The 22,525-nt window shown below is 64.8% G+C and carries 14 protein-coding genes and 1 tRNA gene; 8 read left to right on the forward strand and 7 right to left on the reverse strand.

The annotated features are described in order from the left end of the window. The first annotated feature begins 42 nt into the window (after nt 1-42). Together ACTIIH_RS01285 and ACTIIH_RS01290 are read left to right on the forward strand one after the other, a co-directional pair. A complete protein-coding gene (locus ACTIIH_RS01285) occupies nt 43-3,291 on the forward strand; it encodes a PD-(D/E)XK nuclease family protein (RefSeq protein WP_441450132.1) in 3,249 nt (1,082 codons plus the stop codon). Continuing rightward, on the forward strand, nt 3,291-6,470 hold the full coding sequence (locus ACTIIH_RS01290) for an ATP-dependent helicase (protein ID WP_441450133.1): 3,180 nt from the start codon (nt 3,291-3,293) through the stop codon (nt 6,468-6,470). The genes ACTIIH_RS01285 and ACTIIH_RS01290 overlap by 1 nt, the downstream gene beginning before the upstream one ends. 2 nt (nt 6,471-6,472) lie before the next feature. Here the strand turns inward: ACTIIH_RS01290 and ACTIIH_RS01295 are convergent, their stop codons facing one another. Further along, nucleotides 6,473-7,705 carry an aminoglycoside phosphotransferase gene (locus ACTIIH_RS01295; RefSeq protein ID WP_441450134.1) on the reverse strand — a complete coding sequence of 411 codons (1,233 nt, stop codon included), beginning with the start codon at nt 7,703-7,705 and terminating at the stop codon, nt 6,473-6,475. Nucleotides 7,706-7,843: 138 nt separating this feature from the next. Here ACTIIH_RS01295 and nudC point away from each other — a divergent pair, with 138 nt between their 5' ends. Together nudC and ACTIIH_RS01305 are read left to right on the forward strand one after the other, a co-directional pair. Further along, nucleotides 7,844-8,821: an NAD(+) diphosphatase gene (gene nudC / locus ACTIIH_RS01300; RefSeq protein WP_441090445.1), complete on the forward strand. Its 978-nt coding sequence runs from the start codon at nt 7,844-7,846 to the stop codon at nt 8,819-8,821. Continuing rightward, nucleotides 8,818-10,857, forward strand: a complete 2,040-nt coding sequence (locus ACTIIH_RS01305) for an ATP-dependent DNA helicase UvrD2 (protein WP_441450135.1) — start codon at nt 8,818-8,820, stop codon at nt 10,855-10,857. The genes nudC and ACTIIH_RS01305 overlap by 4 nt, the downstream gene beginning before the upstream one ends. On the opposite strand, the gene ACTIIH_RS01310 is transcribed toward ACTIIH_RS01305, so the two are convergent. Next, complete coding sequence (locus ACTIIH_RS01310; protein ID WP_441450136.1) at nt 10,834-11,736, reverse strand: hypothetical protein; 903 nt, start codon at nt 11,734-11,736, stop codon at nt 10,834-10,836. The genes ACTIIH_RS01305 and ACTIIH_RS01310 overlap by 24 nt on opposite strands. A gap of 555 nt (nt 11,737-12,291) precedes the next feature. Here ACTIIH_RS01310 and ACTIIH_RS01315 point away from each other — a divergent pair. After that, nucleotides 12,292-12,843 carry a M48 metallopeptidase family protein gene (locus tag ACTIIH_RS01315; protein ID WP_441090442.1) on the forward strand — a complete coding sequence of 184 codons (552 nt, stop codon included), beginning with the start codon at nt 12,292-12,294 and terminating at the stop codon, nt 12,841-12,843. Here the strand turns inward: ACTIIH_RS01315 and ACTIIH_RS01320 are convergent. Then, a complete protein-coding gene (locus ACTIIH_RS01320; RefSeq protein ID WP_441450137.1) occupies nt 12,827-13,381 on the reverse strand; it encodes an NUDIX hydrolase in 555 nt (184 codons plus the stop codon). The genes ACTIIH_RS01315 and ACTIIH_RS01320 overlap by 17 nt on opposite strands. Continuing rightward, nucleotides 13,382-14,809: a zinc-dependent metalloprotease gene (locus tag ACTIIH_RS01325; protein ID WP_441450138.1), complete on the reverse strand. Its 1,428-nt coding sequence runs from the start codon at nt 14,807-14,809 to the stop codon at nt 13,382-13,384. Between the two features lie 171 nt (nt 14,810-14,980). Between ACTIIH_RS01325 and ACTIIH_RS01330 the strand changes: the two genes are divergently transcribed. Both ACTIIH_RS01330 and ACTIIH_RS01335 read left to right on the forward strand, forming a co-directional pair. Then, complete coding sequence (locus ACTIIH_RS01330) at nt 14,981-16,120, forward strand: YlbL family protein (RefSeq protein WP_441450139.1); 1,140 nt, start codon at nt 14,981-14,983, stop codon at nt 16,118-16,120. Further along, complete coding sequence (locus ACTIIH_RS01335) at nt 16,120-19,140, forward strand: UPF0182 family membrane protein (protein ID WP_441450140.1); 3,021 nt, start codon at nt 16,120-16,122, stop codon at nt 19,138-19,140. The genes ACTIIH_RS01330 and ACTIIH_RS01335 overlap by 1 nt, the downstream gene beginning before the upstream one ends. A gap of 283 nt (nt 19,141-19,423) precedes the next feature. On the opposite strand, the gene ACTIIH_RS01340 is transcribed toward ACTIIH_RS01335, so the two are convergent. After that, nucleotides 19,424-19,497: transfer RNA gene (locus ACTIIH_RS01340), tRNA-Met, on the reverse strand. A 204-nt stretch (nt 19,498-19,701) separates the two neighbouring features. Between ACTIIH_RS01340 and ACTIIH_RS01345 the strand changes: the two genes are divergently transcribed. After that, nucleotides 19,702-20,250 carry a YceI family protein gene (locus ACTIIH_RS01345; protein WP_441090319.1) on the forward strand — a complete coding sequence of 183 codons (549 nt, stop codon included), beginning with the start codon at nt 19,702-19,704 and terminating at the stop codon, nt 20,248-20,250. 218 nt (nt 20,251-20,468) lie between these two features. Here the strand turns inward: ACTIIH_RS01345 and ACTIIH_RS01350 are convergent, their stop codons facing one another. Both ACTIIH_RS01350 and ACTIIH_RS01355 read right to left on the reverse strand, forming a co-directional pair. Further along, nucleotides 20,469-21,734 (reverse strand): aminotransferase class I/II-fold pyridoxal phosphate-dependent enzyme, encoded by a 1,266-nt coding sequence (locus ACTIIH_RS01350; protein WP_441450141.1) that lies wholly within the window; start codon nt 21,732-21,734, stop codon nt 20,469-20,471. Beyond that, nucleotides 21,734-22,525, reverse strand: coding sequence for an inositol monophosphatase family protein (locus ACTIIH_RS01355; protein ID WP_441450142.1), 792 nt, complete (start codon nt 22,523-22,525; stop codon nt 21,734-21,736). The genes ACTIIH_RS01350 and ACTIIH_RS01355 overlap by 1 nt, the downstream gene beginning before the upstream one ends.

A 22,525-nucleotide genomic window follows, 5' to 3' on the forward strand; every position in this document is an offset into this window, starting at 1 on the left:
TCCCGGAAGTCTCATGTCAGTCGGCCGTGATGGAATACCAGTATGGATGAGATGACGCAGCGAATGGGCAGCACTCTGCTCTCCGGTGGCTGCCTGAATATCATCGGGCGACCGGGAACCGGGAAGACGACTCTGCTGGAGTCGGTCTATGCACAGCTGGTGGCGACGGTCGAGCCGGCATCCGTCCTCGTGCTCACTCCCGATCGTGACCACGCAGATGTGCTGCGCAATCGTCTCCAGCTGCCCGCCGATGCTGTCCTGTCCTCGGCTCCGGCCCGCAGTCTGGCCTCATTCGCCTACGGGATCGCCCGTGCTGCACATACGACGCGGACCGGGGACGACCTCGAATTCATCTCAGGGGCGGATCAGGATGTGTTCCTCGCCGACCTCCTCGCCGGTCACGAACTCGGTCGCTCCCGCGGCCCGGCGTGGCCGTCGGAGATCACGGCCGAGGTGCGGTCGACCTCTGCCTTCCGCACCGAGGTCCGCGACGCGCTCAACCGCGTGATGGAATTCGACTTCGGAATACGTATGCCGGAGGCGTCGTCCGAGACTTCCGAGCACGTCTTCGACTTCGGTCGCGGAGCCCTCGACCGTGCCCTGGCAGACAACCCCGATCCGCGGTGGCAGGCCGTGGCCGAGATCCTCGATGAATACCTGGGCATCATGTCCATGCCCGGCTACGGGGGCATCGACTCCGCGACCGTGCTGGCGCTTGCCGCCTTCGAGATCTTCCGTGAACCCGCCGAGGTGACCGCCGGCCGATCGTGGACCTTTGCTCCCGATCGGGTGCCCACCGTGGTCCTGGCCGACGGTGTTCAGGACTTCCCCGCCGCCAGTTGGGGAATCCTCGAACAGCTGCGGGCGCGGGGGAGTGCGATCGCTCTGTTCGGCTCTCCCGAGACGGTGACCGGGCGATTCCATGGTGCGGACGCGTCGATCATCGACCGAGCCTCGGACGATGCGGCGTTCGAGACGGTCGTCCTCGACCGTCAGTGGGATGTCGACCCAGCGCTGGCGAAGGTCATCGACGGCTTCGGGGCCAGGATCACCACTCGCTGGTCGACCGGTCACATGCCGCGCCCGCGTCCGGAGGAGGACGAGGCCCCACCTGCGGCTGCGGCCGAGGCGCCCGTGGAGACGCACGTGTTCGAAGGCAGCGCCTCCGGACATCGGTATCTGGCCCGGCGGATCACGAACTTCGTCGAACAGGGACACGCGTGGTCTGATGTCGCCCTCATCTGCCGTAACTCATCGAGCGCACGTGTGATCGCCAACGAGCTGCGAGCCGCAGGGGTCTCGATCGCGACCCTGATGCAGCCGCTCAACGTCGACCCGGCGACCGCACCGCTGTTGGACCTGCTGTCGGCCACTCCGGATTTCGATGATGACGAATCGATCGCGGAACTCGCGCTGACGCTGGCCGGCAGCATCTACGTCCGCCTCGATCCCGTGCAGATCCGCCGCTTCCGTCGAGCCGTCCGCAGGCGGTTCCCTGCGCCCAGCAGCACGGCTTCGCTGGCGCAGGCACTGCGCAGCCCCATCGATGAATCGTCCCCTCAGGGACTCGCCACTATCTCACGAATGCTCCACGCCGCGGCGGAGGTCGGCACGAGCGACCCCCACCAGGCGCTGTGGAGCATCTGGGATGCAGCCGGCGTCGCGGAAAGATGGCAGACCGAAGCGCTGCGCGACCCGGAATCGGCAGTCGACGGCTATCTCGACTCGGTGCTGCGACTGTTCGCCTTGGCCGAGAAGATCGCTGACCGCGGTGGATTCACCGCGCGCTCCTTCGCCGGCATCGTCGCCGACCAGGACATCGCCCAGGACTCTCTGGCCGATACCGCCGGGTTCGCCGATCACGTCCTGGTGGGAACTCCGTCGTCGCTGGCCCATGTGCGTGTGCCTCTGGTCATCATCGCCGAGGTCAACGACGGCGTCTGGCCGAATCCGAAGCTGCGCGGCGGAATCCTCGGTCTCACCGATCTCACGGCGGTGCTCGACTCGGGTGAGACGGTCACCGGCGATCCCGGCTACCACGCACACGCGAAACGGACGAACTTGCGCGAAGAGGGTGAGCTGTTCTACACCGCGCTCAGCCGGGCCCAGCAACGAGCGATCGTCACCGCAGTCACCGACGCGGAGACCGAACCGTCCCCGTTCTTCGACGTGCTCGCCGCAGGCTCGGCCGAGGGCACCGATGCGGGTGACGGCTATGCGATCACCCACGAGGATGAGCTTCCTCCGCTGACGCTGCCGGAGATGGCCGCCCATGCCCGCGCCCAACTGCTGCATTCGGCCGCAGCAGCCGATGGCGAGGCCTCGGGTTCGGCATCGGCGGATTCGCCTCTCGGCACTGCCGAAGACCAGAAAGACTCTGAGACTCCTGACTCCGAGACACAGTCTTGGGCCGCCCTGATGCGGGCGCTGTCGAATGCCGGTGGAGTGGTCGAGCCACCGTCGCAGTGGCGCGAGGCAGAGGACATCACCACGAACGAGCCGCTGTTCACCGACTCCGATACGGTCCGCGTCTCACCGTCCCAGGTCGAAGCATTCACCGACTGCTCCCTGCGCTGGTTCCTCACCCGCAACGGCGGGGACCGCCCGATGTCGACAGCGCAGAACCTGGGAACCATCATCCACGCCGCAGCCGAGAACTATCCGGAAGGACCGACCTCCGCGATCCGCAGCTTCGTGGAAGGGGAGTTCGCGTCTCTGGAATTCGATGCCGAGTGGGAGCGTGAGCGGGAATTCGATGTGGCGATGAGCATGGCCGACCGCCTCGGCGACTACATCAAGACGACCCCCGGTCGTCTGGTCGGCGTCGAAGCACAGGTCTATGCAGCAGGCGTCGACGCCGACGGTCGCGAATGGAAGGTCACCGGTCGACTCGACCGGGTCGAGGAAGTCGAGGGCGGGCTGCGCATCGTCGACTTCAAGACAGGACGGAACGTCGTCCCGGGCAAGGAGATGGACCGGCACGCTCAGCTGGGTGTGTACCAGGAAGCGATCAACTCCGGCACCATCCGCATCGGTGAGGACCAGGAGATCGATGCACACGCCTTCGGGGCCGAACTCGTGTTCCTGCGCAAGTCCGCCCGCACAGTCCGGGAGCAGTCGGCACTCGACGTCGATGAGAATCCTGACTGGGCACGTGAACTCATCGACGACGTGTCCGGCAGGATGCGTGCCGCGAGCTTCCCCGCCCGGGTGGAGCCGCAGAAATGTCAGTCCTGCCCCGTCCGCTCGTCGTGCCCCGCGATCGGCCCGAAGATGTTGGAGGAGAACTGATGCGCTTCACTGCCGAGCGGCTCGCCGAACTCACGGCAGCCGATCCTGCCCAGGCCTTCCCTCCCAGTCCGGAGCAGAAGGTGATCATCGAAGCCGACCCCGCACAGTCGATGAAGGTCACCGCCGGGGCGGGCTCAGGAAAGACCACCGTCATCTCGCAGCGCGTGGTGTGGTTGGTCGCCAACGAGTTCGTCTCTGCCGAAGAGATCCTTGGCCTGACCTTCACCCGCAAAGCCGTCGGAGAACTCGGCGGGCGCATTCGCGTGCTCCTCTCCCGTCTGCGGCACAATCTCGGACACGGACAGGACCTGTCCCTGCCCGGCCTCGACAACCCCACCGTGTCGACGTACAACTCCTATGCCGCATCGATCGTCAGCGAACACGGTGTGAGCATCGGCATCGAACCCGAGACGGTCCTTCTCGACGACGCTGCGGCACACACCATCGCCGGGAATCTCATCGATGCGACTCCACCGCAGGAGATCCCCGGCGACTTCTCACGCGAGACGATGATCGCCGACATCATCGCGCTGGCCGGGCAGATGAATGATCACGGAAGAGACGTCGATGAGGTCACCGACTATCTCGAGCAGTGCCTGGCCGCTCTGGTGTCGAGCAAAGGAAAGCCCATCGATCCCAACGGACGACGGGCGAAACTCGAAGCGAAGATCCGAACGGCTCGACTGGCCGACGCCTATATGCGTGCGAAACGACGCAATCTGGCCATGGACTTCTCGGACCAGGTGCGTTTCGCTCAGCGCATCATCGACGAGGTGCCGGCGGCAGCGGAGGCCGAGAGAGCCCGGTGGAAGATCGTCCTCCTCGACGAATTCCAAGACACGTCGGTGGCTCAGCTGACGCTCCTGCGCGACCTCTTCGCCTCCACCGCCGTCACCGCGGTCGGCGATCCCCGGCAAGCCATCTACGGTTGGCGAGGCGCCAGTGCCGACAACATGGTCCGGTTCTCCGCGGACTTCCGCGATGTCGAGTCTCTGTCGCTGAGCACAAGCTGGCGCAACGACCGCTCGATCCTCCAGGTGGCCAACCGCATCGCCGCCGGCCTCGACGACAGCGATGAGACTCCGCTGTCGGCCCGCGACGGTGCCGGCGACGGCGAAGTCAGCGTCGAGATCAGCTCGGGTGCCCACGATCCCGAATTCCTCACCACCGGGCTGCGCGCCCTGACGGAATGGTTCGGCACCGTCCCCGCCGGATCGTCGAAAGCCGTGCTGTGTCGCAAACGCGCGCACTTCGCACCGGTGGCGGCGGCGCTGGAAGCGGCCGGATTCGCCGTTCATGTGCACGGGTCCTCCGGGCTGCTCACCGACCCGTTCGTCGCTGATCTGCGCGCGGTGCTCACGGCCGCGGTCGATCCGATGGCCGGCGACGAGATCATGAGGCTCATCAGCGGCCGAATGCTCGGCCTCGGTGCGGGTGACATCGCGGGTCTGCAGACCTTCACTCGTAGCCAGACCGAGAGACGAGCGTCGGAGCGCGCCGAGCCGGACACCGAGGAGGTCGTCGCCGAAGCCATCGACCAGGCGACGATCGTCGAAGGCGTCGATGAACTCATCGACGTGCAGCGAGCCCTCGATCAGGGGGCTCGGACGGGGGCGGACAAGGGTCTCGTCGCCGACTATCAGCGGTCCGGTCTGAGCACCGAGGGGCTGCATCGTCTGGTCCGTCTGGCTCGCGCGCTGCGCGCCACCCGATCCGGCACGGGCACGGTCAGCTCGATCATCCGCACCGCGATGTCCGAGACCGGAATCGACTCTGACATCTGGGGACTCAGCGACTCGCTGCGCAATCTGCACCGAGCCTCCGTCGACGCGTTCCTCTCCGCTGCCAGTCAGTACTCGGCCACCGATGACAAGCCCTCGATCTCGGGCTTCCTGTCCTGGCTCAGCCTCATGGAATCCCATGATGCGCTGAGCGTCGCCGAACCGACGACGGCAGCCGACGCGATCAACATCATGACCGTCCACGCCTCGAAGGGGCTGGAGTTCGACGCCGTGGCCGTTCCCTCCCTGGTGGTCAAGGACTTTCCGACCGAACCGCGGGACAAAGAGGGGTGGATGGATCGCACTGCGCTGCCGTACCCGCTGCGCGGTGATCGCGCCCACCTCGTGGATTTCGATCTGCGGGAAGCCGAATTCGAGACGAAGAAGGAGCTGGACGAGTGGATCGGAGACTTCATCCGGCCTCGGATCGCCGACGCGCACGTGGGGGAGGAGCGGCGACTGGGCTATGTGGCTTTCACCCGTGCGAAGAGGCATCTGTGGCTCGGGGCGGAGCTGATGGGTTCGCGAACCGTACCCGATGCCCCATCGCCCTTCCTCACAGAAGCGATCGAAGCCTCAGGGCTGGAGGTGGAGACTCCGGAACCTGCAGACGAATCGGCAGAGGACCGCATCGAGACCACTCCCTGGCCGGTACCGCGCACGAGGCAGGTCGCAGCCGCACAGCGAGCCGCAGACTGGGTGGAAGCAAGCACCGAAGTCAGCTTGGAGTCCTTGGCCGAGGTTCCGGGAGCGATCGGACGCTACGCTGCTCAGGCCCTGCGCATCGGTGACCGCCCCGACGCCGTATCCGCGACGGCGATGCCCGACCGCCTGTCCGCCACGGCTCTGGTCGCCTGGCGACGAGACCCGCAGGGCTTCCGGACGCAGACCCTGCGCCCGATACCGACCCCGCCGAGCCGGGCAGCCGAGATCGGAACGACCTTCCATTCCTGGGTTGAACAGCACTTCGGTCAGTCGAGCATCGACATCGGCGAGGACGAATCGGTGCGACCGATCGACGCCGCGACGATCGAACGGCTGCAAGCGACGTTCTCAGCCTCCGAGTTCGCGACTCGTCGAGCCGATCATGTGGAGATGTCGTTCGAACTCGTCCTCGGCAGATTCCGGGTACCGGGGAAGATCGATGCTGTCTTCATCACCGGGGACCACGCCGAGGTCGTGGACTGGAAGACCTCGAAGAAACCCGAGACGTCAGTGCTCGAGGTGATGAAATGGCAGCTCGCGCTCTACCGGTTCGCGATACTGCGCGTCCATCCGGAGATCACCGAGGTGACGGGAACGTTCTACTTCGTCGGCAGTGATGAGGTTGTGCGGTTCACCGATCTGCCTGATGAGGACGACGTCGTCGAATGGCTCGAAGCCAATGACGTCGACTGAGATCAGCGGGTGCTGCCGGTGTCGTCGCCGACATCCGGGTCGTCGGAGTCCCGAGTCGGTTCGGTCCTCACCTGCGAGCCCGGTTCGGAATCGAACTCCGAATCATCTTCGGACGATGTGGCCGTCGGTTGAGCTCGTGGAATGAACACGTCGGCGGACTCAGTCTCCGTGATCGCGGCTTCGACATCAGGGGCAGCGGCACCCGCTGCCGCTGTCGCTGATGCCGAACCCCGAGTTGCTGCGTCGTCTGCTTCGTCGACGGGCCCGGAAGCGGAGTCCGTGGCAGGTCCGTGAGCAGAGGTGGGTCCATCGGATGCGCTGCCGAACAGGACTTCATCGAACGACGTGAGGAGCGCTGCGGCGTCCTCGACGGCCGTCTCATCCCCGGAGTCGACTGCTTCGAGCAGCCAGTCGAGCACCGCGAATTCGGCCAACAGCTCGGCACGGGAGATGACGTGCTCATCGGCGCGGGGCCGGGAGCTGCGGTATTCCTCGTAGAAGGTCGGCAGGGCGGCAGGATCGATCAGTGCCGATGCCGCGGCCAGATCGATGGCCGGGTCGGCGACGCGCAGACGGCCGATCTCAGCAAGAGCGAGCACCCGTTCCTGATCGGTGTAGACACTCGTCTCATCGAGACAGCCGTGGATGGGTGTGGCGAGGAAATGCCACAGTGCGACCTTTTCGAACTCCTCCTCCCAATGCTGGAGCAGAGACGACGGCACTCGACCGGTGCTCGCCGCCTGATCGAGTCGTTCGAGGATGAGGAACTGCGACCGAGAGGGATCCTCCACAGGGAATCCCGCATCGGAGACGGGCTCGGGCGCGGCCGAATGCAGAGTCGCCAGAGCCTGCGCGAATGAACTGGCCCGTGCCGTATCGGCGATGGGAACATCTCCGAGAGGTGCGCCCGGGAGCGGATCGGCCAGTGTCACCGTCGTCGGCGTGGCAGTGTCGAAGTAATCGGAGTCCACCTCGGTGATGGCCCGAAGGCGCGGCCAGGTGAAGTCTGCATGCGGATACAAGGTCTCATAGATTCGTCCGGCCTCTGCGGCCGAACCGGTGTCCGCGGAGCGATCGAGCCGGGTCTGGGCCGATGCGACCAGCTGCTGATCGTCGTCGCCGAGGAGGACTCTGACTCCGGCGTCGAGCGGCGGCAGGGGAGTCCATGTCGTCGGGACGAAGCCGTCGAGCATCGTCGCCGCGATCGCAGTCAACTTGAGCGCCTTGGTATCCACCTTCCCCAATCTACCGCCTGGGTTCGGCTGAGACACGGGACTCGCCGTCGAGCGTGTCTGTCGAGGCGACTTTCGTCGACCTGTCGGGTACCCACGCTCGCGGACGCTGAGTCAGGACGCTGGGATATCGTGGAGGGCATGAAACCATTGCCTCCGGTGCAGCCGATCAGCCTCGCCCGTCACGGAATCGATCGCGACCATCTGACTCGGGGCCAAGACGGCGATCTCAGCGAGGTCTGGGCCTCGGGAGCTCAGGCCGTCTTCGAATACCGCGGGTCGCTGCTCGTCGCCGGCGGGGGACTCTTCCTGGCAGACCGCCAGATGGTGCCGAAGGGACAGACGGAGGTCTACCTCGGCCGTGACCTGCACGGCACTCGGTATATCGGAGTGTCCTTGGACGATGACGGTCGCAGCCATGTCGACGCCCGACTGGACGCCTCGCGCGCCAGGGACGCCACCGACCTGCTGACGGCACCGGGGGAGGGCATCGACAGCTCCGAACCCATCTGGCTGCCGCTGCGTCACCTGGCCGAAGCCCTCGACGATGTCCAGGTCTCCCTGGCCTGCGAGATCGTCGGTTTGGGAAACTGGCATCGTGCGCACCGGTTCTCCCCACGCACCGGCACTCCGACCAGCCCAGTCATGGGCGGATGGGTCCGCCGCGACCCGGAGACCGGAAGCGAACACTTTCCCCGCACCGATCCTGCTGTCATCGTCGTCATCGTCAACACCGATGAAGACGGTGTCGAACGTGTTCTGTTGGGCAACAACGCCGCCTGGGAATCCGACCGGTATTCGCTCCTGGCCGGATTCGTCGAACCGGGTGAGACCCTCGAACACGCCGTGATCCGGGAGATCTGGGAAGAAGCCCACCTCGAAGTCACCGATCCCCGATATCTGGGTTCCCAGCCGTGGCCCTTTCCGTGCTCACTCATGCTCGGCTTCTCGGCAGCTGCTCCCAGCCGTGACTTCGCCGCCGACGAGGCGGAGATCGCCTCTCTGCGCTGGTTCACTCGAGCGGAGCTGCACAATGCCATCGCGAACGGTCAAGTGCGCGCCCCGTCGACGATCTCCATCGCCGGGCAGCTCCTGCACAGCTGGTTGGACAACGAATGAACGCTTCGGCCACGGCCCTGCTCGAGGCCCTGGACTCCGAACAGCGCGCCGTCGCCACCCACTTCGACTCACCGGTGATCGTCCTCGCCGGTGCCGGCACAGGCAAGACCCGCGCGATGACTCACCGGATCGCCTATGGAATCGCGTCTGAGGTGTTTCCGGCCAACCACGTCCTGGCTCTGACCTTCACCGCGAAGGCGGCCGGGGAGATGCGCTCACGACTGCGCGGCCTCGGCGTCCCCGCAGTTCAGGCCCGCACGTTCCACTCCGCGGCACTGCGCCAGCTGCGCTTCTTCTGGGACCGGTTCGCCGAAGGAGACTTTCCGCGGATCATCGAGAACAAGGCGGGCATCATCGGCTCGGTCATGCAGAGTCTCGGCATGGAGACCAGTCGGGAACTGACCAGAGACGTCGCCTCGGAGATCGAATACGCAGCTTCTTCCCTGTTGGGCGTCGACGACTATGCGACGAAGGCGGCGGCCCGCGAACTCCCTGGTCAGCTGGGCGTCGAGGACATGGTGCGGATCTTCGAGGCCTACGGAGAGGCGAAGACCCGAGGACGACTGCTCGACTTCGACGACGTGCTCCTCGTACTCTCGGGTGTCCTGGCAGAGCACCCGGCGATCGCAGCCGAGATCCGCGACCAGTACAGGCACTTCGTCGTCGATGAGTTCCAGGACGTCTCGCCGCTTCAATTCGATGTGCTCTCCCGATGGTTGGGGCCCCGCGACAATCTCTGTGTTGTCGGCGACCCCGCCCAGACCATCTATACTTTCGCGGGAGCCGACGCGAGCCTGCTCGGGACACTGAGCACGGCGATGCCCGACGCCAGAACCATTCGTCTGGTGCGCAACTACCGGTCGTCCCAGGCCATCGTGTCCACGGCGAACAATCTGCTGCGGCACACCTCCCGGACCTCACTGACGCTGCGGACCGACAACCCGGTGGGCCGGCAGCCGCGCATGGTGGAGTATCCCACCGACGAAGCCGAGGCCGCCGGTGTCGTGCGATCCATCTCTGCAGAGATCGAGGCCGGACGTCGGCCTCGCAACATTGCGGTCCTCTTCCGTACGAACGGTCAGAGTCCTGCCTATGAGCAGGCGCTGGCCGCGGCCGGAATTCCCTATGTGCTGCGTGGCGGAGAACGCTTCTTCGCACGCAAAGAGGTCAAAGAAGCCGTGCTCATGCTCAAAGCCGCACGTGCGACCTCAAGTGGGCAGCGTCTGCCCGAGGCCGTGATGGAGGTTCTCGGTTCGCTCGGGTTCACTCGGGAGCCGCCCGCGGCCGGAGCCGGCAGACAGCGCTGGGAGTCGCTCAAAGCCCTCGTCGACCTCGCCGAGGAACACCAGCGCGGGCAGGAGCTCCCCGTGCCCATGGAGGTCTTCCTCAGTGACCTGTCGGACCGTGCCGAGCACCAATTCGCTCCGGACATCGAAGGGGTCACTCTGGCGTCCTTCCACGCTGCGAAGGGCCTCGAGTGGGACAGCGTGCACCTGGTCGGCCTCAGCGAGGGTCTGCTGCCGATCAGCTACGCCCAGACACCGAAAGCCATCGCCGAGGAACGGCGCCTGTTCTATGTGGCACTGACTCGCGCCGGCACAGACCTGCGGATGAGTTGGTCACTGGCCAGATTCGATTCCACACAGAAGCCGCGGAGGTCCTCCCGGTTCCTCGGCGAGCTCGGTCAGACCGGACCGTCGATGGGAGACGGCCGTGCGGCGTCGAGCTCTGCGGCGCTCAACCGCTGTCGCGGATGCAATAGAGCGTTGGTCTCGCAGATCGATCGTGCCGTCGGGCGGTGCTCCGACTGTCCCGCTGACATCGACCTCGAGCTGCTGGACCGTCTGCGCCGGTGGAGGGTGCGCATCGGGATGGAGCAGGGACTGCCGCCGTACCTCGTGCTCACGGACACCTCGCTGTCTGTTATCGCGGAGGTCCGTCCCCGAAACCTCGACGAACTTGCTCGAGTCCCCGGCATTGGAGCCACCAAGCTCGAACTCTACGGAACCACCCTACTGAGCCTGCTCGGCGACTGACCCGAAGTCGGGGACCGGTGTGCGGCACTGGCAGCGATCGTGGAAGCTCAGTCCGGTGTCTGTGACCTCTCCCATGTCCAAGGTGACCACGCGACGGATCGGCGCCGATTCGGGTCGCAGCAGAGCGTGACGAAGCATCTGGACGACATGAGCCGCGCCGAGGATCCGGGCTGCGGGATCGCTCAGGCTCTCCCGTTCGGGCAGGGCGCGCAGACGCGGATGCTGAGCGAGCCAACCGGCATCGCGGTCCTTCCTGTGCAGGCAGGAGCAGACCGAGCACGGCGTCGACCCGGGACGGATGAGTCCCGTGATCTCCACAGACTGCTCGCCGAGGACGATCTGGCAGTGATCGACCTCGCGATCACTGAGCCACATAGCGGAATTGAGATCGGGAACCAGATGCGAACTCGTGACCACCAGCGGAGCTGTCATGAGGTCGAGCTCTTCGACACGGTGGGCCGTGGCGACGGCGAATCCGAGTGCGGCCAGCTGACCGTCGACATGGGAACGCAGTGGACCGGTGACCAGCACCGGCCGGGATCCGAGGACCTGTGAGACGCGGTCCGGCGACAGATCGAAGGTACGCGCAGCGGCGAACGCCGGTGATCCCTTCGGCACCGAACCCGTGTCCGCATCGTCGGGGACGAGCACCTTCGCCTCACCGAGCAGCGTGATGAGAGAGCTTGCCCGACTGAGGTCGACCCCGAGCTCTTGAGCGCGCGCATAGAACTGCGCCGAGCCGATGCCGAGGCGGAGATCTTCGATGAGACCGGTGTCGCCAGGCAGCAGACCATCGATGAGCACAGAATCCTCGGCACCGAACTGGATGCATGAGGACGACCGCCATGTGATGGGAACACTCGGAAAGATCCTGAACATCTCGGCCCCTTCGCCTCGGCATCGTGGAGACTTCCACGGTAGTGAACGGGGGACAGAATAGCCACGGCAGGGCACGAGTTGTGGATAACCTTGTGGAAAAACGGCTGAGGACAGGCCGGGACGTGTCCCGACATGCCCTCAGCCGCATAGTGCCCCAGGCGCTCGCGAGGACTCGTGCGGCTTCCCCTTCCGCACGCATCCTCGGGTTTTCCGGGGTCAAGCATAGAATTTATTCCGCAAACGCCGCCGCGTCAATGCATCGTCATGCACAGATACGTCAACAGCTTGTGGATAAGCTGTGGGAATCGCCGCGCGGTCTGTGGAGGAAAGGCGCCTTGAGCGCCGGAATAGCTGTTGATAACCACCCGCCGGGGTCGGATCAGCTCCTGTTCTGCGGGGCAGGCGATCGCCGTGGCGCTTGTGGACGGGGGATTCGACCCCGAGATTTCGACAGGCTCAGGAAACTCACAAACTCGAGGGTCGGAAGCTCGTCCGTGTTGAGAGCCATTCCAGCGACGCTGTCACCGTGTCAGCGACGTTTCCTATGATGGTTCAGTGAGCAGAGCACAGCAGTGGAGCGAAGAAGAGGTGTTGCGAGCGATCGCGCGCGGCGAGATCGAAGTGCGCCGATCGCCGAGGCGGAAGAAGACCGTCGCCGTCTCAAAGGAGATCGAGACCTACGTTCTGCGCACTCCCGTGCGCTACAGCGTCGAGCACAACATCCGGTCGCTGACGGACCTGTTCAATCGCCTCTCCGCTCGCGACCATTCGTCGGATGCCGACCTCGTCGACCTGGCTGATGAGATGAATCGACGCTATTTCGGCGGCCGACTGCGGCCGGCGTCGATCCGCTGGGTGAGAAATCAGAATGTCAGCAGATGGGCGTCGACGACGACCTCGACGGGTGACATCCGCGTCTCGAATCGACTGCAGGCGGTGCCGCGCTGGGTGTTGGAGACCGTGGTGGTCCATGAGCTCGTCCACCTGCAGATCGGCCCGCATTCGAAGGAATTCCACGAGTTGGCAGATCGGCATCCGCGGCAGTCGGAGGCGAAACTCTACCTCGAGGGCTTCAGCGACGGGGAGCGATTCAGCCGCGGGAGATGAGCGCTTCCGCGGCGGAGCGGAAGAGGCCGGGCAGTCGTTTCGGCAGATCGGGCATGAGGTTCTCGGGCAGGCGGCCCAACGGGAACCATGCAACGTCGAAGGACTCGTCCGAGACATGTGGCGAATCGTCTGTCGACGCCTGGGCCGCATAGACGACGTCGAAATGTCGGGTACAGGCCCCGAATGCGGCCGACAGATCGTGCACATGCAGATCGATCGGTGTGGCCGTGACTCGATCGAGCGGGTACAGACCACTCTCCTCTTCCGCTTCCCTGCGCGCAGCACCACGGAGTGAGGCATCGTCGGACTCGAGATGGCCGCCGAACTGCCCCCACAGCCCGGCCTTCCGGTGGTGGTTGAGCAGGACTGCCTCGGCAGTCGGATCGACGACCAGGCAGCTGGCTGTGACGTGGTGCTCACCGCCGGAACGGCGCAGGGACGCGGAGCCCTGCAGGTCGAAGAGCTCCGTGAAGGCCGCGGAGAACGAATTCCGAGGCCCACTATCGACTTCCTGCCGGGCGGTCTCGAGGTCGATCATTCAGCGACCGTCGGGACCGTCGGAACCATCATCGTCGGTCGACTCGGAAGCATCGGAATCCGAATCCTCTGATCCCTCGGCCGCCTGTGCGTCATTGCCGCCGGTTCCCTCGAGTCCCTCGGCAAGGATGCGCGACAGGGCCTCATCGATGCTCGATTCGTTGGTCCATTCGGCATGGCGACGTTCGGAATATCCCAGTGGGTCGTCCAGATCCTGCGTGGTCGGCAGCAGATCCGGATGAGAGAACACGCGATCGCGGGCTTCGGCGCCGCCCTGCGTCTCGAGGTACGCGAAGAGCGCGGCAGCATCGCGGAGGCGACGGGGGTTGAACTCGAGGCCCACAAGGGTTGAGAAGGTCTTCTCGGCCGGACCCGCGGTCGCCCGGCGACGGCGCAGAGCCTCGCGGATCTGGTCGCGACCGGGCAGATGCCTGCAGGCCTCATAGACGACGACATCGACCCAGCCGGCGATGACGGCGAGCAGATTCTCCAATGACGTCAGGGCCGTCTTCTGGTCATCGGTCGTCGGCGGATTGAACAGTCCCTGGCGGATATTGTCGCTGAGGTCGGAGATGTTCGACGGGTCGATGTTCGACGCCATGTCCTCGATCTGCGAAGTGTCGACCTTCAGACCCTGGGCATAACGGGTCAGGGCAGTCTCGACCTGGGCACTCAGCCACGGAGCACGCTCGAACAGCGCGAGGTGGGCGAGCTCCTGAGCCGCAAGGTAGATGCGGACCTCGGAGGCATCGACGTCGATCTCGGACGCGAACGACTCGACGTTCTTCTCGATGACCACAGCGGTGTCGTGGGGGAGCAGCGGCAGTCCCACCTCGGTGCCGGTCAGCACGCTTTCGGACAGCGCTCCGACGGCCTGACCGATCTGCATGGCGAACATCGAATCGCTCATCGATCCGAACATCGACGAAGCACCCGCAAGGATGCCCTTCATCTCGGCCGGAACCTGGGACTCGAGCGTATCGGTCAGGGCCGAGGACATGTTCTCCTTGATGGGCAGCACGAACTTCTGCCAGCCGGGCATCGTCTCCTTGACCCAATCGGCGCGGCGCAGGGGACGGGCTGAACGATTGGCGACGGAGAAGTCGGTCGCCTCGGCGAGCCAGAGCTCAGCCAGACGGAACGCATCGGTCGTCGCCCGCTCGGCTTCTTCGGATACCGAGGGATCGGGGGTCGGCACGGCCTTCTCGGCGATCGAGACGGCCTGGGCCTGCGGATCGGCGCCCTGGCCGAAGAGCCCCTGCATCTGACTCATGATCGTGGACATCATCGCCGGATCGATCGAGAAGCCCTGCGGCATGCCCGAGCTGTTCTTGTCGTCTCCCTGACCGGATCCGGGACCATTGGCGCCGAAGAGCATTCCGAAGATCTGCTCGAACGGATTCTGCTCGTTGTTGTTGTCATCGGTCATTGTTCTACAGCCCCTAAGAATCGGTTTGACATCAACATTAACGGTTCCGACTGTGCGAAGCTTCCCAATTCCGGGGGGTTTCGCAGGATGTTCGCACCGGGCGAAAGGAGTCTGTGAAACTCATGCTGAGGTTTCAACTAGACTGGTGGGGCGGTGCAGCGAAAGGACTACATGACAGAGAACGCCCCTCGGGCCGTGCCGGCGTCACCGGCACCGACACGCGGCACCAGACGACGACGGACCCCGCGTCTGGCCACGACTTCGGGCGTCCTGACCTACGTCTTCATCGCGCTTGCCGTGCTCCTTCCGGTTCCGTATATGTTTCAGCTGCCGGGGCCGGTGTTCAACACCCTCGGCGACTACCAGGGCGATCCGATGATCAGCGTCTCGGGAGCCAAGACCTATCCGACGGCCGGTCGCATCGACATGCTCACGGTCGCCGTCAGCGGCGGTCCCGGTCGTGACGTCTTTGCGTCTCAGGCGCTCGGTGCACTCATCAGCGGCGACCAGACCGTGGTGCCCACGGAGGCGTATTACCCGCTGGACACCACGCGTGAGGACGTGACCGAATCGAATGCGGTCGAGATGTCCTCGAGCCAGGACATCGCTGTCGCCGCCGCTATGGAGCAGATGGGCAAGGCGTATACCGTGCATCTGTCGGTCGATGAGGTCGTCGCCGATGCTCCGGCGCAGGGCAAGCTGCGCAAGGGGGACCGACTCATGTCGGTCAACGGAAAGAAGCTGGACTCCGACCCCGAAGCTGCGCAGATCATGAGCAGGACCGTGCAGGAGTCTGATTCCGTCGAGCTCGGCATCGAACGCGACGGGAAGACGAAGACGATCAGTCTGACTCCCGGAACGGTCGACGACCGCAAGGCGATCGGCATCACGATGAAGCAGGACTTCGAGTTCCCCGTCGACGTGAGATTCAATGTCGACGGAGTCGGAGGGCCCTCTGCCGGAACGATGTTCGCTCTGGCCATCATCGATGAGCTCACCCCCGGTGCGATGACCGGCGGTAAGCATGTGGCCGGCACCGGGGAGATCACCCCCGACGGCGCGGTCGGGCCGATCGGCGGTGCTCGGCAGAAGGTGTCCGCGGCCACCGCGAAGGGGGCGACGCTGTTCCTCTCACCGGCCGACAACTGTGCGGAGGTCATGGCCGCCGCAGACCAATCCAAGATCACGGTGGCGCGCATCGACACGCTCGATGACGCGCAGACCACCGTGGAGCAGTACGCCGCCGGCAACACTTCGGATCTGCCGAAGTGTCCCGCCGACGGTGCCGACAACAATGAGAAAGGGCAGTAGTGAGCACCTCGTCCTCACCCACCTCCGCACGCATGCCGGCGAATCGGCCCAGACGTTCGCCGCTGCTGCTCACCCTCGTGTCTGTGGCGATCCTGCTGATCGCCTTCATCGCCTTCACCCAGGTCTACACCGAGGTGCTGTGGTTCCGCCAGATCGACGCTGCGGAGGTCTTCCGCACCATGTGGCTGACCCGCGGGCTGACGTTCCTCGGCGGTTTCATCCTCATGGCAGTTCCGGTCTGGCTCAGCCTGCACTTGGCCTACCGCCATCGTCCCGTCTATGCGCCGACGACTCCGCGACAGGAGAATCTCGACCGTTATCGCGAGGCCATCGAACCGCTGCGTCGGGTTGCGACGCTCGCGATTCCCGCGGTTATCGGCGTCCTCGCGGGCATCACCGCCTCGGCGAACTGGAACACGGTCCTCGAGTGGATCAACTCGACGTCATTCGGTTCGAGGGATGCTCAGTTCGGCCTCGACAAGTCGTTCTTCGTCTTCGTCCTGCCCGGGCTGCGACTCATCGGCAATCAGCTGGGCATGGCTCTGCTCATGGCCCTCATCGCGGCACTCGTCGCCCACTACCTCTTCGGCGGAATCCGTCCCGGGGAGCAGAAGGGCGTCATCCTGACGAAGGCCGCTCAGTGGCAGCTTGGCATCACCGTGGCCGTCCTCATCATCGTTCAGGCCGGTCGGCTGTGGCTGTCGCGCTACGACAGGATGACCGCTGCCGGCGGAATCGTCCCCGGCGTCACCTACGTCGACGACCATGCCGCCCTGCCGGCGATGGCGATCGTCGCCATCGCGGCCGTGCTGGTGGCACTGCTGTTCGTCTACACCGCGTGGAAGGGAAACTGGCGGATCTCGATCATCGCCACGCTCACTCTCATCGTGCTCGGCGGCGTCTCGATCATCGCCTACCCGGCGCTGCTCCAGCAGTTCCAGGTCAACCCCTCACAGCAGAGCAAAGAGTCGGAGTACATCCAGCACAACATCGATGCCACTCGTGAAGCATTCGACTTCGATGACATCGATGTGACACCGTACTCGCCGAGCACCAGCGGCAAGAAGGGAGACCTGCGCAAGGACGCCGAGACCGCGGCCTCGATCCGTCTGCTGGACCCGAATCTCGTCTCCGACACCTTCCGCCAGCTGCAGCAGGTGCGCCCGTACTATTCGTTCCCGCAGAAGCTCGATGTCGACCGCTACGACATCGACGGAGAGATGCGAGATACCGTCATCTCCGTGCGTGAGCTGGCTCCGAGTTCGGTGAACAACCAGAGCTGGTTCAACCGGGCCATCGTCTACACCCACGGCTTCGGAGTGGTCGCGGCCAACGGCAACCAGCGCAATCCGGACGGCGAACCGCTGTTCATGGAATCGGACATCCCGCCGAAGGGCGACTTCCCCGAATACGAGCCGCGTGTGTACTTCGGCGAGTCGTCGCCGGACTACTCGATCGTCGGTGCGCCGAAGGGTGCGACTCCACGCGAGCTCGACTATCCCTCCGATGAGAAGAGCGGCTCCGGTCAGGTGAACAGCACCTTCGCCGGAGACGGCGGACCGTCGGTGGGCAACGTGTTCAACCGTCTCGCCTACGCTCTGAAGTTCCAGGACGAGCAGATCCTTCTCTCGGACGCTCTCAACGAGGACTCTCAGATCCTCTACGATCGTCACCCGCGTGAGCGTGTGGAGAAGCTCGCTCCCTTCCTCAAGGTCGACGGCGATCCGTACCCGGCCGTCGTGGACGGGAAGATCAAGTGGATCCTCGATGGCTACACCACTGCCGAGGACTACCCCTATTCGACACCGCAGCCGCTCCAGCAGGCCACCGAGGATTCGACCACAGCCTCGGCCCCGAATTCGGTGGCGACTCTGCCGGATGACGAGGTCAACTACATCAGGAACTCGGTGAAGATCACCGTCGATGCCTACGACGGTTCCGTCGACATGTACCAGTGGGACAAGGACGATCCGGTTCTCAAGACCTGGATGAAGGTGTTCCCCGGGCTGATCAAGTCCTCCTCGGAGATGTCCGGTGATCTGATGAGCCACGTCCGGTATCCGGAGGACATGTTCAAGGTCCAGCGCGATCTGCTCGCGAAGTACCACGTCACCTCCGCCAGTGAGTTCTACTCCGGTCAGGACTTCTGGACGCTGCCGACGGATCCGACGACGAAGGCGAGCAGCGGACTCACCCAGCCGCCGTTCTACATGACCCTGCAGATGCCGGGCCAGGAGTCGCCGTCGTTCTCGCTGACGAGCTCGTACATCCCGGCTCGGTCATCCGAAGGGCAGTCGCGGAACAATCTCACCGGCTTCCTCTCGGCCGATGCCGATGCCGGAAACAAGAAGGGTGAGACTGCCGAAGGCTACGGCAAGCTGCGACTGCTGCAGCTGCCGCGCAACACGACAGTGCCCGGGCCGGGCCAGGCGCAGAACAACTTCAACACCGAGCCGGATGTGCAGCGCAGCCTCAACCTGCTGCGTCAGGGTGAGTCCGAAGTCGAGAACGGCAACCTGCTGACTCTGCCGATCGGCGGCGGCCTGCTGTATGTCCAGCCGGTCTACGTCCGGTCTGCCGGCGAGACCTCGTATCCGCTGCTGCAGCACGTGCTCGTAGCCTTCGGCGAGGACATCGGATTCGCTCCGACTCTCGACGAAGCGCTCGACCAGGTGTTCGGGGGAGACTCCGGAGCCACGGCAGGCGATGCCGGCACCGAGGACAGCGGAGACGGCGAATCCGGGTCCACTTCCGGCGGCGAGGGTGAGGATTCGAACTCCGGTTCTCCGGACAAGGCGCTCAATGACGCGCTGCAGGAAGCGAAGCAGGCCATGGAGGATTCCGATGCCGCACTGAAGGACGGTGACTTCGCGGAGTACGGAAAGGCTCAGGACCGTCTGAAGAAGGCACTCGAGGATGCCGTGGCCGCTGATCCGTCACTGGCCGAGGACGCGGCGGGCGATGGCTCCTCCGCTCCCGCCTCGGAGCCGGCTGACGAAGGCGGCGACTCGGGCAGCTGACCCTGAGAAGTACCGGTTCGGCCTTGTGAGGCCGTATCGAGCCGGTTCGGTCCTCCCGCGACGAACGCCCCTGGGACATCCCAGGGGCGTTTGCCGTTCTCACACAAGCAGAATTGGCAGGGCCGACTGGCGAATCGCCGAGCGCTCGAGTTGTCGTCGCTGTACCGCGTTATGAGGTGAGCGGTCGATGCTGAGTCGAGCGGTCGGCGGGGAATCGGGCACGCGTGCGGTGAATGAGAAGAACCCCCAGTCAGAGAACTGACTGGGGGTTCTGCCGCTATCGTGGCGGGGGAGGGATTTGAACCCCCGACCTCCGGGTTATGAGCCCGGCGAGCTACCGAACTGCTCCACCCCGCGGCGTGTTCTTAACTCTACACGAGGGGTCACCTGGTGGCCAAACCGAAGACAGGTGACCTCCGCCACATGGACACTTGCTGTTCACCTGCAAGGACTGAGGCCGCATTGCAGTACTTCCGGAAGGCGAGTTCGAGGGCTTGCGCATGATTGAAAGTTGAACTATAGTAATTCTCGTACTTCAAATTTCAACCAAAAGGAGAAATCATGACTGCTCTGCCTCAGGGACTCACCGCCGGAACCTGGAACATCGACCCCATCCACTCGGAGTTCACCTTCACTGCTCGCCACGCAGGCGTGTCGAAGGTCCGCGGCCACTTCGAAGAGATCGCCGGCAGCGTGAATGTCGGGGAGACCCTCGAAGACAGCATCGTCTCCGCCGAGGCCTCTGCGGACTCGATCAACACCCGCAACGAACAGCGCGACGGTCACCTCAAGAGCGGCGACTTCTTCCTGGCCGAAGAACACCCGAAGCTGAGCTTCACGTCGACCGCGATCAAGGCCGACTCTCCTGATGAGTTCGAGACCGTCGGTGATCTGACGATGCGCGGCGTGACCAAGGAAGTCACCTTCGCCACCGAGTTCGCCGGCGTTGCGACCGACCCGAACGGCAACCAGGTCGCCGGTCTCTCGGCCACCGCCACCGTTAACCGCAAGGACTTCGGCATGTCCTTCGAGGCTGTCCTCGGAGGCGGCGAGCTCCTCGTCTCCGACAAGGTCAAGATCGAGCTCGAGCTCGAGCTCGTGAAGGCCTGATCTGACCTGATCTGGGTTGCTGATCGGCGCGTGCGCCGACACCGAGCCAGACTCAGCGGGCAGCGTCGCTGCCCGCTGCAGAAGGGGCGAACCGCGTATGCGGTTCGCCCCTTCTGGCGTATTAGGGCGCGGCGATTCATGTCCCTCGGCGCGGCGATTCGCGTGCCGTCCCTCGTATCAGGAACTCAATCTGCTTCGGCCGCGACAGCTAGTGATACTCAGTCCCTCCGACGCAGCGCATCAGGGTGCTCCCGCAGATGCCCGCCGAGGGCGATGAACAGCTGGGCGCCCTTGTCGACGTCTGCGACGGACTTGCAGAAGGAATACCGGATCGATGACCGATAGGCCTCATAAGCAGGGCTGCCTGGCCTGCACAGAGCCGGCACGGGAATCCCGACCAAGGAGTATTCCCTGGCCAGCAGCACGTTGAGCTCGAACGCATCGAGGTCCGTCAGCGCAGAGAAGTCCACCACTGTGAAATACCCGGCCCGCGGAATGGACACGTCGGCACCCGACACCGTGCGACAGGCGGGCACGAGAACTTCGGCGCGTGCCCGCAGCGAAGCACGGTTCTCGGCGACGAACAGCGAATCGCCGGTGAGCATGTCGGCCATCCCGATCTGCATCGGGCCGCCGGCCGTGAACGACAGGAACTGCTTGACCGTCTGGATGGCCTGACGAACCTCGGGGGAAGCGATGACCCAGCCGATCTTCCATCCCGTGGTGTTCCAGGATTTGCCCGCCGAGGAGACCGTGACGACCCGTGCAGAATCCTCGATGGCTACGGCGGGAGGAACATGCCCCTGATCTGTGAGGACCAGCTGTTCGTAGACCTCGTCGGAGACCACCCATGCGTCGACCGCCGCGGCTGCTCGACCGATCCGGGCGAGATCTGCAGCAGAGAAGATGAATCCCGTGGGGTTGTGCGGAGTGTTGACGAGGATGATCTCAGGCGCGACCTCGGCGATGACGGAATCGAAGACATCCCAATCAGGGGCGAACCCGCCATGGCCATCCGGCAGGATCGGCACCGTATGCAGCGTTCCACCGGCGGCGGCGATCGCCGCCGGATAGGAATCGTAGAACGGTTCGAAGGCGACGAGGGAGCCGCCCCGCGGCAGCAGCGCGAGGATCGCAGCTGTCAGTCCCTCCGTGGCACCCGCAGTGTAGAGCACCTCGCCCGGATCCACCCGCTGACCGAAATCACGACCGCGCTGAGCGGCCACCGCCTCGAGCAGCTGTGGGAAGCCCTGACCGGGGGCGTACTGATTGAATCCGGCTCGCATCGCCTCGGCCGTGGCGGCGATGAGCGCCTCCGGAGGTTCCGTGCCCGGAGCGCCCTGCCCGAGATTGACGGCGCCGACCTCAGCGGCGAACTTCGTCATCTGGCCGTAGATGGTCTCACCGATCGACCCGTCAGGGTTCGTCAGACCTGCAGAATCGGCCATCGAATGCCACAGTGGGGCCCTCATGATATCCGGCATCACGACACCTCAGCCGGGGCGACACGCCCGAGCCGATCGAGTGCGGCTTCATGGAGGCGAGAATTGCTGGCCAGCGCATTGCCGCCGAACGGCCCTGGCACACCAGCCGTGTTCGTGAAGGTGCCTCCGGCCTCGAGGACGATGGGCACGAGCGCGCCCATATCGTAGAGCGCGAGCTCGGGTTCGCAGGCGAGGTCGACAGCACCCTCGGCCAGAAGCATATAGGAGTAGAAGTCGCCGTATCCGCGAGTGCGCCACAGCGAATCGCAGAGGCCGAGGAACTCATCGAGGATGCCGAGTTCCCTCCAGCCCGACAGCGACGAATACGACAGGGACGCATCGGCGAGAGAATCGACCGAAGACACGCTGATGCACTCGGCCGGGGACCCGAGCTCGGTCGCATAGGCGCCCTGGCCCATCTCCGCCCACCACCGGCGTCCGAGGGCGGGAGCGGAGACCACACCCAGCAGCGGCTGGTCACCGTCGTAGAGTGAGATGAGCGTGGCCCACACGGGCACTCCGCGCACGAAGTTCTTCGTTCCGTCGATGGGATCGATGATCCACCGTCGCGATGACTGCCCGTGCCCCCCGAATTCCTCACCGAGCACGCTGTCGGCGGGTCGAACTTCGGTGAGGCGGTCCATGATCGCCTTCTCCACCGCACGGTCGCACTCGGTGACCGGAGTGAGGTCGGGTTTGGTTTCGACAGCGAAGTCCTGTGCCCGGAAGCGCGGGTGACTGATGGCATCGGCGAGATCGGCGAGTTCGATCGCGAGGTCGAGGTCGTTCAT

The sequence above is a fragment of the Brevibacterium sp. genome, from assembly GCF_052105255.1.
Lineage (GTDB): Bacteria > Actinomycetota > Actinomycetes > Actinomycetales > Brevibacteriaceae > Brevibacterium > Brevibacterium linens_B.